The sequence below is a fragment of the Pedobacter africanus genome (assembly GCF_040548825.1).
GTDB lineage: Bacteria > Bacteroidota > Bacteroidia > Sphingobacteriales > Sphingobacteriaceae > Pedobacter > Pedobacter africanus_A.
Genome location: NZ_JBEPSL010000002.1, coordinates 344,230 through 358,086, shown reverse-complemented (window position 1 = coordinate 358,086; position 13,857 = coordinate 344,230). Strand labels below are relative to the sequence as shown.

Below are 13,857 nucleotides of genomic sequence, written 5' to 3'. Positions count from 1 at the left end.
AATGAAAGTTAGGTCATCAATTAAAAAACGTAGTGCGGATTGCAAGGTTATTCGTCGTAAAGGTAAGCTTTACGTTATCAACAAGAAGAACCCTAAATTTAAGCAACGTCAAGGTTAATTAAATTTTAGATTTTAGGTTTACGAATGAAGGTTACGTAATTGAATAGCGGTGCTGTTTAAACGTAAATCGTAAATCCAAAGATCGTAAATCAAAAATCGCTAAATACAAATATGGCAAGGATATCAGGTATAGATTTACCAAGAAACAAGAGAGGTGAGATCGGTTTAACCTACATCTTCGGAGTAGGGAGAGCAACTGCACAACGTATATTGACGGAAGCAGGTATCGATTTTAACAAGAAAGTACAGGATTGGTCTGATGATGAGTTATCGGCAATTCGTACCATTATCAACGACGGAATAAAAGTTGAAGGTGCTTTACGTTCAGAAGTTCAATTGAACATTAAGCGTTTGATGGATATCGGTTGCTACCGTGGTTTACGTCACAGAAAAGGTTTGCCGGTACGTGGTCAGCGTACTAAGAACAACTCTCGTACACGTAAAGGCAAGAGAAAAACAGTTGCAAACAAGAAAAAAGCTACTAAATAAAATTAGTACTGAATAATAATTATGGCTAAGAGTAAAAAAGTTACCAAAAAGCGTATTGTTGTGATCGAGCCTGTAGGTCAGGCGCACATCAATGCTACTTTTAACAATATCATTGTTACCTTAACAAACAACAATGGTCAAACTATTTCATGGTCTTCTGCAGGTAAAATGGGCTTCAAAGGTTCTAAAAAGAACACGCCTTATGCAGCTGGTCAGGCTGCATCAGATTGCGGTAAAGTAGCATTTGATCTGGGACTACGTAAAGTAGACGTTTTTGTTAAAGGTCCGGGTTCCGGTCGTGAGTCTGCAATCAGAACACTGCAGGTTTCAGGAATCGAAGTAACCTCGATCAAAGATATTACCCCGCTTCCACACAATGGATGTCGTCCTCCTAAGAAGAGAAGAGTTTAATTTATTAATTTTTAAAGCTAAGAGTCTGCAGCGTAAGGTTGTATGATACTTTAAAACGAAAAGCAATGGCAAGATATACAGGACCAAAGTCCAAAATCGCCCGTAAATTCAGAGAGCCAATTTTTGGCCCTGATAAAGTACTAGACAGAAAAAACTACCCTCCTGGGCAGCATGGTGTTTCTAAAAGAAGAGGGAAACAGTCTGAGTACGCAGTACAGTTAATGGAAAAACAAAAAGTTAAATATACTTATGGCGTATTAGAGCGTCAGTTCCGTAACTTATTTACCAAAGCGTCTTCACGTGAAGGTATTACAGGTGATAACTTATTACAATTATTAGAAGCTCGTTTAGATAACACAGTTTACAGATTAGGTATTGCTACTACACGTTCAGCTGCACGCCAGTTAGTTAGCCATAAACACGTAACAGTTAACGGTGAAGTAGTAAATATCCCATCTTATCAATTGAAAGCAGGCGATGTGATCGCTGTGCGTGAGAAATCAAAAACTTTAGAGGCTATCACCAATTCAGTAGCCGGTAGGGTAATCAATAAATTCAATTGGTTAGACTGGAATGCAAGTGAGTTGTCAGGTAAGTTTTTAGCTTATCCTAATCGCGACGAGATACCAGAAAATATCAAAGAAAACCTTATAGTAGAGTTATACTCTAAGTAATATATTTAGTTAATTGCCTGCGGGCAATTAACTTTTTTACGTTGCATAATTTTAATAACGATCTAAAAACATTATAAATGGCAATTTTAGCATTTCAGAAACCCGATAAAGTAATCATGCAGAAATCAACTGATTTCGATGGTACATTTGAGTTCCGTCCTTTAGAGCCCGGTTTCGGTGTAACAATTGGTAATGCCTTGAGAAGAATATTGCTTTCTTCTTTAGAAGGTTATGCCATTACAAGTATTCGTTTTTCAGGCGTATCTCATGAGTTTTCTACCATAAAAGGTGTTGTAGAAGATTTAACAGAAATCATTCTTAACTTAAAACAAGTACGTTTTAAAAAGACAGGAGATGCTGGTGACTCAGAGAAAGTTTTTATTTTGGTAAATGGCCAGGAACAATTTGTTGCCGGCGATATTACTAAGTTTTCGAACAACTTTGAGGTGCTTAACCCTGATTTCGTTATTTGTAACATGGAGAAATCCGTTACTTTAGAAGTGGAATTGACCATTAATAAAGGACGTGGTTATGTACCTGCAGAAGAAAATAAAATCAATGATGCTGTTGTTGGTGTAATTGCAATCGATTCGATCTTTACCCCAATGAAAAATGTAAAATACACGATTGAAAACTATCGTGTTGAGCAGAAAACAGATTATGAGAAATTAATATTAGACATCTCTACTGATGGTTCAATCCATCCGGAAGAGGCATTGAAAGAAGCTGCGAAAATTCTGATCCAGCACTTCATGCTGTTCTCTGATGAGAACCTGGTATTGGAATCTCAGGCTAAAGAAGAAACCAAAGAGGTTGACGAGGAAATCCTGCACATGCGTAAGATTTTAAAAACTGAATTGGTAGACCTGGATCTTTCGGTTCGTGCATTGAACTGCTTAAAAGCAGCTGATATCCGTACCCTTGCTGATCTGGTTTCTTATGATGTTGCTGATATGTTAAAATTCAGGAACTTCGGTAAAAAATCTTTAACAGAGATTCAGGAACTTGTTAAATCTAAGAGCCTGTCATTCGGCATGAACTTGTCTAAGTTTAAACTGGACGAAGAATAACAAGCATAAAAAGTAAATAACATATTGTTAATAGTGTATAATTCCCTCGGATAGAATCAAAGAGACGGTATACACTGAATAAATTAAAAAATGAGACACGGTAAAAAGGTAAATCACTTAGGAAGAACAGATTCACATCGTAAAGCGATGCTGGCTAACATGGCTTCGTCGTTGATTAAACACAAAAGAATCTCTACTACATTAGCAAAAGCTAAAGCTTTGCGCATGTATGTTGAGCCAATCATCACAAAATCTAAGAGCGATACTACGCATTCACGTCGTATAGTATTTGGTTATTTGCAAGATAAAGAAACTGTTACTGAATTGTTCCGTGATGTTGCCGCAAAAGTAGCTAACCGTCCGGGTGGTTATACCAGGATCATTAAGTTGAACAATCGTTTGGGAGATAATGCTGAAATGGCACTGATCGAGCTGGTTGATTACAACGAGGTTTATGGTAAAGAAGCTGCTTCTGCTGAGAAAAAAACAACTCGTCGCGGAAGAAGCAAAACTAAAAAAGCTGAGGCACCTGCTGCGAAAGCTGAAGTTGTTGCAGAAGAAGCCCCTGCGAAAGAAGAGGCTCCGGCAACGGAAGAAAAAGCAGAAGATAAAGGCGAATAATTATTCCCTTATGCTTATAAGAAAGCCCTGGTCAATTTTGATCAGGGCTTTTTGTTTAAAAGCCTGCGCTGAATGATTCCATAAAGAAAAGGTTATCTTTGCACCGTAATTTAGTATCATGTCCAATCAACTCATTATTCCGGGTTTCTTAACCAGGCTATCGGAAAGCATTGTATCGAACAGGTTCCTTAAAATTTCTCTTGGCAATTATCAGGGGGCTGAAACCGGATTGAAAAATGTTTATGCGCGGAGGGTAATGATCAAAAGGGCGGAGATGCTTTCTTTTACCTACCGCTACAAAACAAGGGACATCATTAAAAATTTTCCGCTTGACGAGGGAACCGCATTAATCGGGGAGTTCATTGGCAGCGGCTTTAAGATTTGTACTTTGTTTACGACTGAAGGGGAAGTCATTGTAGAATATAACAAGAAACAACTGCTCTCTATCAGGGAAAGAACGCTAAGCCATACGGTACAGCCGGTATTGACGCATAATAAGGAAAAGAAACGCATTATTCAACCGTCTGGGAAGACCTATTTACAAGAACTGAAGATAAGTGATGCGGAAGGCAATGTGTTTAAAAATGCGCAGGATAAATACCGCCAGATCAATCAATACATAGAGATCCTGAGTTCCCTGATCAAAGAATTGCCTGAGGGGAGAATAAATAAGGTTGCCGATATGGGATCGGGTAAGGGCTATCTGACTTTTGCATTATATGACTACCTGCACCATGTACTAAAGCTGGATACGAAGGTAACAGGCGTGGAATACCGGGAAGATCTGGTCGCTTTGTGTAATGGAGTTGCGCTGCGTTCAGGATTTGATCAGCTGGATTTTGTACAGGGAACGATAGCAGATTATACTGTTGGGGCAATAGACCTGCTCATTGCCTTGCATGCCTGTGATACGGCCACTGATGATGCCATTTATAAGGGGATACAGGCCGGGGCCCAATTGATTGTGGTGGCACCCTGCTGCCATAAACAGATCAGAAGGGAAATGGAAAAAAACAAAGTTAAAAACGAGCTGTCATTTTTAACACGGTATGGAATTTTTATGGAGCGCCAGGCGGAAATGGTTACAGATGGGATCAGGGCTTTGGTGCTGGAGTATTTTGGATATAAGACCAGGGCATTTGAATTCATTTCGGATGTACATACCCCTAAAAACGTATTGGTTGTGGGCATCAGGATAAAGGCGGAGGCGGCTTCCGGTAGGGCAGAGGAATCGAGGAAGGCTGAGATCCGGCAAAAGATCGCTGAATCGAAGGCGTATTTTGGGATTGGCTACCATCACCTGGAAAGACTGGCGGGGCTCGATGCTGAGCTTTAATGGCCGGATTCTGTCATACTGTCACATTTTTGTAATGGCTTTCCGCCATAAAATTCATTAATTATTCTCTGCATGGAATATTTTCTGCCAAAAACCAATTGGCACATTGCTTGTTAAACAGATAATAAAATAAAAAGATTTCATAACATAAACAGAGATAAATAGCATGTCAAAAATTATTGGTATAGACTTAGGAACAACAAACTCTTGCGTAGCCGTAATGGAAGGTAACGAACCTGTAGTTATAGCCAACAGTGAGGGTAAACGTACTACGCCATCCATTGTTGCTTTTGCAGAGAATGGCGAGCGTAAGGTGGGTGAGCCGGCCAAACGCCAGGCAATCACCAATCCAACAAAAACAATTTATTCAATTAAGCGCTTTATGGGCAGCAGCTTTGCTGAGGTTACAAAAGAAGCAGGCCGTGTGCCATATAAAGTTGTAAAAGGCGACAACAATACACCACGTGTGGAAATTGACGACCGTAAATATACCCCTCAGGAAATTTCGGCAATGATCTTGCAAAAGATGAAAAAAACAGCCGAGGATTTCTTAGGACAGGAAGTAACTGAAGCGGTTATTACCGTTCCGGCTTATTTTAACGATGCGCAGCGCCAGGCAACCAAAGAAGCTGGGGAGATTGCAGGTTTAAATGTTAAACGTATCATCAATGAGCCTACTGCAGCAGCTTTGGCTTATGGTCTGGATAAAGCACATAAAGACATGAAAATTGTTGTGTTTGACTGCGGTGGTGGTACGCATGACGTTTCTGTACTGGAGTTGGGTGACGGTGTATTTGAAGTTAAATCTACAGATGGTGATACGCACTTAGGTGGTGACGATTTTGACCACGTAATTATCGAATGGCTGGCTGAGGAATTTAAAGCAGAGAACGGTATGGACCTTCACCAGGATCCTATGGCCCTGCAACGTTTAAAAGAAGCAGCAGAGAAAGCAAAAATTGAACTTTCGAGCACTACTTCTACGGAGATCAATCTTCCTTATATCACTGCTGATGCTACAGGTCCAAAACACCTGGTAAGAACATTAACCCGTGCAAAATTTGAGCAACTGGCAGGAGACCTGATCAAACGTACAATCGATCCTTGTAAATCGGCCTTGAAAAATGCAGGTTTGAAAACAAGTGACATTGATGAGATCATCCTGGTAGGTGGTTCTACACGTATTCCTGCTATCCAGGATGCAGTTAAAGCTTTCTTTGGTAAAGAACCTTCTAAAGGTGTTAACCCGGATGAGGTTGTAGCTATCGGCGCTGCAATTCAGGGTGGTGTGTTAACCGGTGAAGTTAAGGATGTGTTGCTGCTGGATGTTACCCCACTTTCTTTGGGTATTGAGACGATGGGCGGTGTAATGACTAAATTAATTGAAGCCAATACTACCATCCCTTCTAAAAAAGCAGAGACTTTCTCTACGGCTGCTGATAACCAGCCTTCGGTAGAGATCCATATTTTGCAGGGTGAGCGTCCTATGGCGGCCCAGAACCGTACAATAGGCCGTTTTATTCTGGATGGTATTCCACCGGCTCCACGTGGGGTTCCTCAGATCGAGGTTGCATTTGATATTGATGCAAACGGTATCTTACACGTAAGTGCAAAAGATAAGGCTACAGGTAAGGAGCAAAAAATCCGTATCGAAGCTTCTTCAGGCTTAACTGACGAAGAGATCAAAAGGATGAAAGAAGAAGCTGAAAAGAATGCTGATGCTGACAAAGCCGCTAAAGAAGAAGCAGAAAAAATCAACAGTGCAGACGCTTTAATTTTCTCGACAGAGAAACAATTGAAAGAGTTTGGCGATAAACTTTCTGCGGATAAAAAAGCGCCTATTGAAGAAAGCTTGAAAAAACTTAAAGATGCGCATGCAGCGAGAAACTTTGCTGATATCGATTCGGCGCAAGAGGCATTGCAGAACGCATGGAATGCAGCTTCTGAAGAGATGTATAAAGCCGGTCAGGATGGCGCTGCCCAGCCGGAAGCTGGTGCTGATGCACAGGCAGGCGGACAAGCTGCTGACAGCGGCGATAACGTTACTGACGTAGATTTTGAAGAAGTAAAAGACGACAAAAAATAATCGGTAAGCTTGTTCAAGTAAAAGGCCCCTGATCATTTGATCAGGGGCCTTTTTTATTATAAATCTTATTTATTATTTCCAGAGATTTTCAGGATAAGTACCATCTTTTACCAATTGGTCGATACTTGCCTGTACAAAAGGTTTGTCTTCTTTATAAGTTACACCGAACCATTGGTTGTCTGTTGGGATCACTTTAAAACTGGCCGTATTTGTTTTTACCAGGTTTTCACCAATTAAAGGGATAAAGAACTCTGCTTTTGGTTTGTCTTTATTTTCAAGCGCAAATACTTTAAACAGATCTTCGGTCAGTTTAAATACGGCTGGTGTGAAACCCCAGAAATTCATGGAAACAGGAGTGTCAAACTCTAAGGGATACTCTACGCCTCCTTCTTCATATACAATCCCGTCATCTTTTTTATAAACCTGTGTACGTTCTGTAATTTCTTCCAGATAGCCGGCTGCATTGGTTTTGCAAACACCACGTGATACAGAACCGAAATCGGATAAAGTTTTTCCGATCTGATAGCCTACAATAGAGTAGTTGCTGTCTGTAGCTTCGGTACTAAGGAAATCAACCATTTTTTTAAAGGCATCAAATCCATAATAATCATCTGCATTGATGACACAAAATGGTTCTTTGATCACATTTCTTGCAGAAAGGATGGCGTGTGCAGTCCCCCATGGTTTTTCGCGATAGATTTCCTCTTCAATGCCAAACTGTTTGAGATCGAAGTTCTGGAATACGTAATCGGTTGCAATTTTACCTTGAAGTTTTGGTTCAAAGATGGCTTTGAAGTTATCTACAAATTCTTCTTTGATGATGAATACTACTTTACCAAAACCTGCTTTTATTGCGTCGAAGATGGAATAATCTATGATGGTTTCGCCATTTGGTCCAAAGCCATCAATTTGTTTCATGCTGCCATAACGGCTTGCCATACCGGCTGCTAGTATTAATAAGGTAGGTTTCATTCAATAAAAATAGTAATTAGGTTAATATTCAATATAATACGATACTTTTCGCGGGGCTAAAAATACATTTTTTGTTTAAGGTAAAGATAGTTTTTTATTTAAAATCCGAAGATACCTTTTCCGCCGCTGCTTCTTGGTTTTTTCCCTGTCAGCATACCGAACAATCCCCTTACAATTTCTTTGCCAATCTGCCTGGTAATGGTCGCCCCCATTACGCGTTCAATAATGCTTTTTTCTCCTTTTGCAGGCGTTTGTTCTTCCCTGGTCTGTTCCTGTGTTTGTTGTTCTGCCTGTCTGTCATTTACCCTTTTTGTCAGAATCTCATAGGCACTTTCCGGATCGACGGTTTCCTGGTATTTTTCGGTCATGCTGCTGGATTGGATTAATCCATTGTAGTCGGCCGTGGTTAAGGGGCCCATGATGGCCCTTGGCGGCGTAAGCATGGTGGCCGCCACTTCTGTAGGAATACCTTTTTCATTCAGGACAGTGATCAGGGCCTGACCGGTCCCTAATGAAGTTAAGATCTGGTCGATCTTGTAGAATTCTGAGGTGGGATAGGTATTTACGGTCTTTTTCATGGCATCTGCATCGTTGGGTGTAAATACCCTTAGGGCATGCTGTATACGGTTACCCAGTTGAGACAATACACTTTCTGGTACATCCGTAGGCGTCTGGGTGCAAAAGAACACGCCTATGCCCTTAGAACGGATCAGCCTGATGATGGTTTCAATCTGTTCTAAAAATGCTTTAGATGAGTTTTTAAACAGCAGGTGTGCTTCATCAAAAAAGAAAACCAGCTTGGGTTTGTCCAGGTCCCCGGCCTCGGGCATATTGTAGAATATTTCTGCCAGGAGGCTTAACAAAAAAGTAGAATAGAGCACCGGCTGGTTCTGAACATCGGAAATGTTGAGCAGGCTGATCACCCCTTTGCCATCAACTTTCCCAAAAAGGTCTTCAATATCAAAAGAACGTTCGCCAAACATAGCACCAAGGCCCTGTTGTTCTATGGCTACTATTTTTCTTAAAATGGTGCCCGAGGTGGCGGTTGATATTTTTCCGTAGGACTCTTTGATCTCTTCAGCACCTTCTTCGCCCGATAGGTAAGAGACCAGTTTTTTAAGGTCGTTAAGGTCGATGATCGGCATTTTATTGTCGTCGGCATACTTAAAGATAACGGCAAGTACACCGGTCTGGGTATCATTGAGGTCCAGTATTTTGGCCAGCAAAACAGGACCAAATTCAAGAACGGTTGCCCTCATCTGGGCGCCTAGTTTTCCGGATAAAGAATAAACTTCCAATGGGAAGCCGGCAGGACTAAAGGGCTTATTGAGTTGTTTTGCCCTGTCCTCTATTTTGGGGTTGACGGCACCAGGTTGATTTAATCCGGACAGGTCGCCTTTTACATCCAGCATAAATACCGGTACACCTGCATCTGACAATTGTTCGGAAAGCAATTGCAGGGTACGCGTTTTTCCCGTTCCGGTTGCACCTGCTACCAGTCCGTGTCTGTTCATCATGTGCAGCGACAGGTTGATCTCGGCATCAGACAATACTTCACCATCTAATATACCGGCCCCAAGGTAAATATACGATCCGCTGGGCTTATAGGACGCTTTGATCTTTTCTATAAATTTTGCTGACTGATTGCTCATGAGTAAAATGTTTTTGTGTACGAAGAACTATAAAAGTAACAAAAGCGCTCGTTTTTAAAAAATAAAGGCCTGCTGGTGTTGGCAGCAGGCCTTTATGGCGCTTATGAATTTGAATATCTGAAATCGTGGTCTTTCTTTATGTTCAGCAGGGAGTGGTAGATCAGGCTGATGACATTGTCTACATCTTCCTTATGGATCATTTCTACCGTGGTATGCATATAGCGTAGGGGCAGCGAGATCAGCGCGGAAGGAACCCCGCCATTAGAGTAGGCAAATGCATCTGTATCTGTTCCGGTTGAACGCGAAGATGCCTGGCGCTGGAAAGGAATGTTGTTTTTCTCAGCGGTTTCGATCAGCAGTTTGTTCAGGTTGGTTTGAACAGCTGGCGCATAGGAAACCACAGGCCCTTTACCGCAGGCAAGATCGCCCTGAGTGATCTTGTTGATCATTGGGGTAGTGGTATCGTGGGTTACGTCGGTAACAATGGCCACATGAGGTTTAATTCTGTCGGCGATCATTTCTGCGCCCCGAAGCCCGATTTCTTCCTGTACGGAATTTACGATGTACAGGCCAAACGGGAGTTTCTTTTTGTTTTCTTTAAGCAGACGGGCTACTTCGGCGATCATAAAACCACCGGCCCTGTTGTCGAGCGCCCTGCCTACATAGTAACGGTCGTTTAGCACCATAAATTCATCTTCATAGGTAATCACACAACCCACGTGGATACCCAGTTTTTCTACTTCTTCCTTGCTGGTACAGCCGCAATCCAGAAATATATTTTTCAGTGCAGGGGCTTCTTCTTTTTCTCCGCCGTTACGGGTATGGATAGCAGGCCAGCCAAATACGGCTTTAACCATTCCTTTATCGGTATGGATATTTACCCGTTTGGAAGGGGCAATCTGGTGATCGGAACCACCGTTGCGGATCACGTAAATCAATCCATCTGCGGTAATATAATTGACGAACCAGGAAATTTCATCAGCGTGGGCTTCAATCACCACTTTAAATTCTGCTTTAGGGTTAATTACACCTACGGCAGTACCATAGTTGTCTATAAAGCTCTCATCTATATAAGGTTTTAAATAGTCGAGCCATAATTTCTGGCCTGGATATTCAAATCCGGTAGGGGATGGGTTATTGATATATTCTTCAAAAAACTGGAGCGATTTTTTAGTAACCACAGAAACATGATTCTGTTTGTCGTCTTTCTTTTTAGCCATTATTTTATTTTTAATCTAAGCAAATATATAAATCGGGCGTTAACCCTGGGTCTAATTGTTCAGTTGTAACTCCATAATGACAAAGTCAATCCCCTTACTTACGCTAGTTTGATGGGTTGTTGCAAAGCCAAATTTGCTGTAAAAACCAGTAGCGGAAACACGGGCATTACACCACAATTTTTTACCGCCCGCATTTTTTACATAAGACACGAGGTATTCAAGTAACCGGGCTCCATAGCCTTTGCCCTGCGCAGCAACAATTGTTGCAAATTTTCTGAACTGATAACTGTCGTTTTTATGGAACAGCGAAACTACTGCAGTCAGTTCATCCTCAACATACAAGCCAAAATGGGTGCCTTCTTTGTCGTTGTCCAGTTTGATGCTGTCAAAAGGCAGGTCAGGGTACATCACTTCATGCCTGATGCGCCAGGTTAAATCAAAACTGATCTGTTCAATCCGGACTTTCTGCATCATCAGGTTTTTATTTTATGGCTATAGAAATTATAGATCAGTATATTTAACACCACCACCAGACTGGTACCCAGGCAGAATAAATGCCATTGCCCTTTTTCCCATAACCACAACCCGAAAGCGGAGCCAACGGAGGCACCTACAAAGCTTACTGACATGAAAATGGTGTTCAGGCGGTTCCTTGCTTCGGGGACTAAAGTGTAGATCCTGGTCTGGTTGGTAACGTGTATAGCCTGCTGGCCGATATCTATTAAGATAATTCCGGCTATAAAAAGGTAGAGGTGGCTTCCGGTAAAATAGAAAGCCGCAATACTGATGAGCTGCAACAGGAGACCGGTCAGCAGATTTTTACGTGGGTTTTGTCCGCTGCTCAATTTACCCATCAAAGGGGCTGCCAGGGCGCCAGCTGCACCTGCAATTCCGAACAGGCCAATTTGCAGGGTTTGAAAATTAAATGGGGGATTGGCCAGAAACAATACCATGGTTGTCCAGAATGCACTAAGGATAGCGAAGGCCAGAAAATTAATGATGGAAGCCTCCCGCAGTACCGGTTGTGTTTTGATGTAACCCCACATGGACGACATCAACTTGCCATAGGACCCTGTAAAGGAGGGTTTGCTTTGAGGAAAACGTTTAGCCATAAGTAAAAGCAAAAGAAAGCAGATGCCGGCAGCAATAAAATACATCGACCGCCAGCCCCATAAAAAACCCACGCTTCCGCTTACTGCCCGCGAGGCGAGGATACCAATCAGCAATCCGCTCATAATTATACCAATGGTAGGACCTCTTTTTTCATCAGAAGTAAGGTTAGCAGCCATAGGCAAAATGAGTTGCGGGATGATGGAGCTGGCGCCAATCAGCACGCATGCGATTTGCAGCAGCAAAAAGGTATGCGAAAAGGCCGCGAGCAGCAATGCGGCCACAGCCAAACCGGTGATCATCAGGATTTGCCTGCGGCGTTCAAACATATCGCCCAGGGGCACGAGTAAAAATAAGCCCAGTGCATAACCCGCCTGTGTAAGGTAGGTGATCCTGCCGGCATAACTTTCACTCAGATTGAACTCGCGTGCTACAAGTATCACCAGGGGCTGGCAGTAATAAATGTTTGCGACAATAAGCCCCGTACAAAAAGCCATCAATAAGACATCGGTACGACTAAGCTGCATTATAATGGGATATTTCCGTGCTTTTTACGCGGAGTATTCACTACTTTATTTTCCAGCATTTTAAATGCTTTGATCAATTTAATCCGGGTTTGCGCCGGTTCTATCACCTCATCTATAAATCCCCTTTCAGCGGCGCGATAAGGGTTTGCAAAGGTGTCTGAATAGAGTTTTTCCTTTTCCAGCCATTTCTCTTCAGGTTTTTCCGCATTGGTGATTTCTTTTTTGAAGATGATCTCTGCGGCTCCTTTTGCACCCATTACTGCAATTTCTGCAGTGGGCCAGGCGTAATTCATGTCGGCACCTATATGTTTAGAGTTCATGACATCGTAAGCACCCCCATAGGCTTTTCTTGTGATTACAGTAATGCGGGGCACGGTAGCCTCACTAAAGGCATAAAGCAATTTGGCACCATTGCTGATAATTCCATTCCATTCCTGATCCGTTCCCGGAAGGAAACCCGGGACATCTTCAAAAACAAGCAAAGGGATGTTGAAGCAGTCGCAGAAACGGACAAACCTGGCTGCCTTTGTTGAAGCATGGTTGTCTAAAACCCCTGCCAGGTATGCAGGCTGATTGGCTACAATGCCAATGCTTCGGCCGGCCAGTCGCGCAAAGCCTACCACTATGTTCTCTGCATAGTCTTTATGTGCCTCCAGAAAGCTGTCGCTGTCCACGGTATCTTCTATTACACTTCTGATGTCGTAAGGCTGGTTTGCATTTTGCGGCATGATATCGTTGAGTGCAGCCCTGTTTTCATCACCCATTTCATAGGGTAGTGAGGCCGGTACTTCTTCGCAGTTTTGCGGCATGTAGCTGAGCAATCTTTTGACATGGGTGATGGCATCCAGCTCATTGGCGCAGGCAAAATGGGTTACGCCGGATTTTGTGGCATGTGTAGATGCACCCCCCAGTTCTTCTGAACTGACCTCTTCATGAGTTACAGTTTTAACCACGTTAGGGCCTGTAACAAACATATAAGAGGTGTTTTCGACCATTAATATAAAGTCTGTAATGGCCGGAGAATATACTGCGCCGCCTGCACATGGGCCCATAATGGCCGATAACTGAGGCACGACACCGGAAGCCTGCACATTTCTGTAAAATATATCGGCATATCCGCCCAATGAAACCACACCTTCCTGAATACGGGCACCGCCGCTGTCGTTCAAACCGATTACCGGAGCTCCATTTTTCATGGCCATATCCATGATCTTACAGATTTTTTCGGCATGGGTTTCTGAGAGAGAGCCCCCAAACACGGTGAAATCCTGCGAAAACACATAAACAAGCCGGCCATTGATGTTGCCATAGCCTGTAACTACCCCATCGCCCAGATACTTTTCACGCTCCATTCCAAAATCGGTACTCCTGTGGGTTACCATCATTCCGATCTCTTCAAAAGAGTTTTCGTCCATTAAAAAATGGATCCTTTCCCGGGCGGTAAGTTTTCCTTTTTTATGCTGACTTTCAATCCTGGCTTCGCCACCGCCGGCTTTTGCCTGTTTAATTTTATCCTGGAGGAGCTCTATTTTATTCTTCATTTAAAATGATTTTGTCAAATATCATAAA

General features: G+C 42.5%; 14 protein-coding genes. 8 read left to right on the top strand and 6 right to left on the bottom strand.

What is annotated here, in order from left to right:
- Window position 1 precedes the first annotated feature (1 nt).
- The 8 genes from ykgO to dnaK all read left to right on the top strand — a co-directional run bounded on the left by ykgO (window position 2) and on the right by dnaK (window position 6,807).
- Complete coding sequence (gene ykgO, locus ABIE26_RS11650) at window positions 2-118, top strand: type B 50S ribosomal protein L36 (RefSeq protein WP_008244551.1); 117 nt, start codon at window positions 2-4, stop codon at window positions 116-118.
- Window positions 119-231: 113 nt separating this feature from the next.
- Window positions 232-609 carry a 30S ribosomal protein S13 gene (rpsM, locus tag ABIE26_RS11645; protein WP_084237677.1) on the top strand — a complete coding sequence of 126 codons (378 nt, stop codon included), beginning with the start codon at window positions 232-234 and terminating at the stop codon, window positions 607-609.
- A 21-nt stretch (window positions 610-630) separates the two neighbouring features.
- Window positions 631-1,020: a 30S ribosomal protein S11 gene (rpsK, locus tag ABIE26_RS11640; RefSeq protein WP_012780795.1), complete on the top strand. Its 390-nt coding sequence runs from the start codon at window positions 631-633 to the stop codon at window positions 1,018-1,020.
- Window positions 1,021-1,085: 65 nt separating this feature from the next.
- Window positions 1,086-1,694 carry a 30S ribosomal protein S4 gene (gene rpsD / locus ABIE26_RS11635; protein WP_084237676.1) on the top strand — a complete coding sequence of 203 codons (609 nt, stop codon included), beginning with the start codon at window positions 1,086-1,088 and terminating at the stop codon, window positions 1,692-1,694.
- A 77-nt stretch (window positions 1,695-1,771) separates the two neighbouring features.
- Entirely contained in the window at window positions 1,772-2,764 is a 993-nt protein-coding gene (locus ABIE26_RS11630; RefSeq protein WP_121269356.1) for a DNA-directed RNA polymerase subunit alpha, read from the top strand.
- 90 nt (window positions 2,765-2,854) lie between these two features.
- Entirely contained in the window at window positions 2,855-3,385 is a 531-nt protein-coding gene (rplQ, locus tag ABIE26_RS11625) for a 50S ribosomal protein L17 (protein WP_310142833.1), read from the top strand.
- Between the two features lie 118 nt (window positions 3,386-3,503).
- Window positions 3,504-4,721 carry a class I SAM-dependent methyltransferase gene (locus ABIE26_RS11620; protein ID WP_310142835.1) on the top strand — a complete coding sequence of 406 codons (1,218 nt, stop codon included), beginning with the start codon at window positions 3,504-3,506 and terminating at the stop codon, window positions 4,719-4,721.
- A gap of 166 nt (window positions 4,722-4,887) precedes the next feature.
- Window positions 4,888-6,807 carry a molecular chaperone DnaK gene (gene dnaK / locus ABIE26_RS11615; RefSeq protein WP_310142838.1) on the top strand — a complete coding sequence of 640 codons (1,920 nt, stop codon included), beginning with the start codon at window positions 4,888-4,890 and terminating at the stop codon, window positions 6,805-6,807.
- Window positions 6,808-6,879: 72 nt separating this feature from the next.
- On the opposite strand, the gene ABIE26_RS11610 is transcribed toward dnaK, so the two are convergent.
- From ABIE26_RS11610 to ABIE26_RS11585, 6 genes are all read right to left on the bottom strand, one after another.
- The gene (locus ABIE26_RS11610; RefSeq protein WP_310142839.1) at window positions 6,880-7,779 is read right to left on the bottom strand and encodes a nucleotidyltransferase family protein; all 900 of its coding nucleotides are present in this window, start codon (window positions 7,777-7,779) and stop codon (window positions 6,880-6,882) included.
- A 98-nt stretch (window positions 7,780-7,877) separates the two neighbouring features.
- A complete protein-coding gene (locus tag ABIE26_RS11605) occupies window positions 7,878-9,431 on the bottom strand; it encodes a helicase HerA-like domain-containing protein (protein ID WP_310142842.1) in 1,554 nt (517 codons plus the stop codon).
- 101 nt (window positions 9,432-9,532) lie between these two features.
- Entirely contained in the window at window positions 9,533-10,651 is a 1,119-nt protein-coding gene (locus ABIE26_RS11600) for a M42 family metallopeptidase (protein WP_310142843.1), read from the bottom strand.
- 51 nt (window positions 10,652-10,702) lie between these two features.
- Window positions 10,703-11,125 (bottom strand): GNAT family N-acetyltransferase, encoded by a 423-nt coding sequence (locus tag ABIE26_RS11595; protein ID WP_310142845.1) that lies wholly within the window; start codon window positions 11,123-11,125, stop codon window positions 10,703-10,705.
- On the bottom strand, window positions 11,125-12,288 hold the full coding sequence (locus ABIE26_RS11590; RefSeq protein ID WP_310142847.1) for an MFS transporter: 1,164 nt from the start codon (window positions 12,286-12,288) through the stop codon (window positions 11,125-11,127). Before ABIE26_RS11590 ends, ABIE26_RS11595 begins: the two co-directional genes overlap by 1 nt.
- A complete protein-coding gene (locus ABIE26_RS11585; protein ID WP_310142848.1) occupies window positions 12,288-13,829 on the bottom strand; it encodes an acyl-CoA carboxylase subunit beta in 1,542 nt (513 codons plus the stop codon). The genes ABIE26_RS11590 and ABIE26_RS11585 overlap by 1 nt, the downstream gene beginning before the upstream one ends.
- Between the last annotated feature and the right edge of the window lie 28 nt (window positions 13,830-13,857).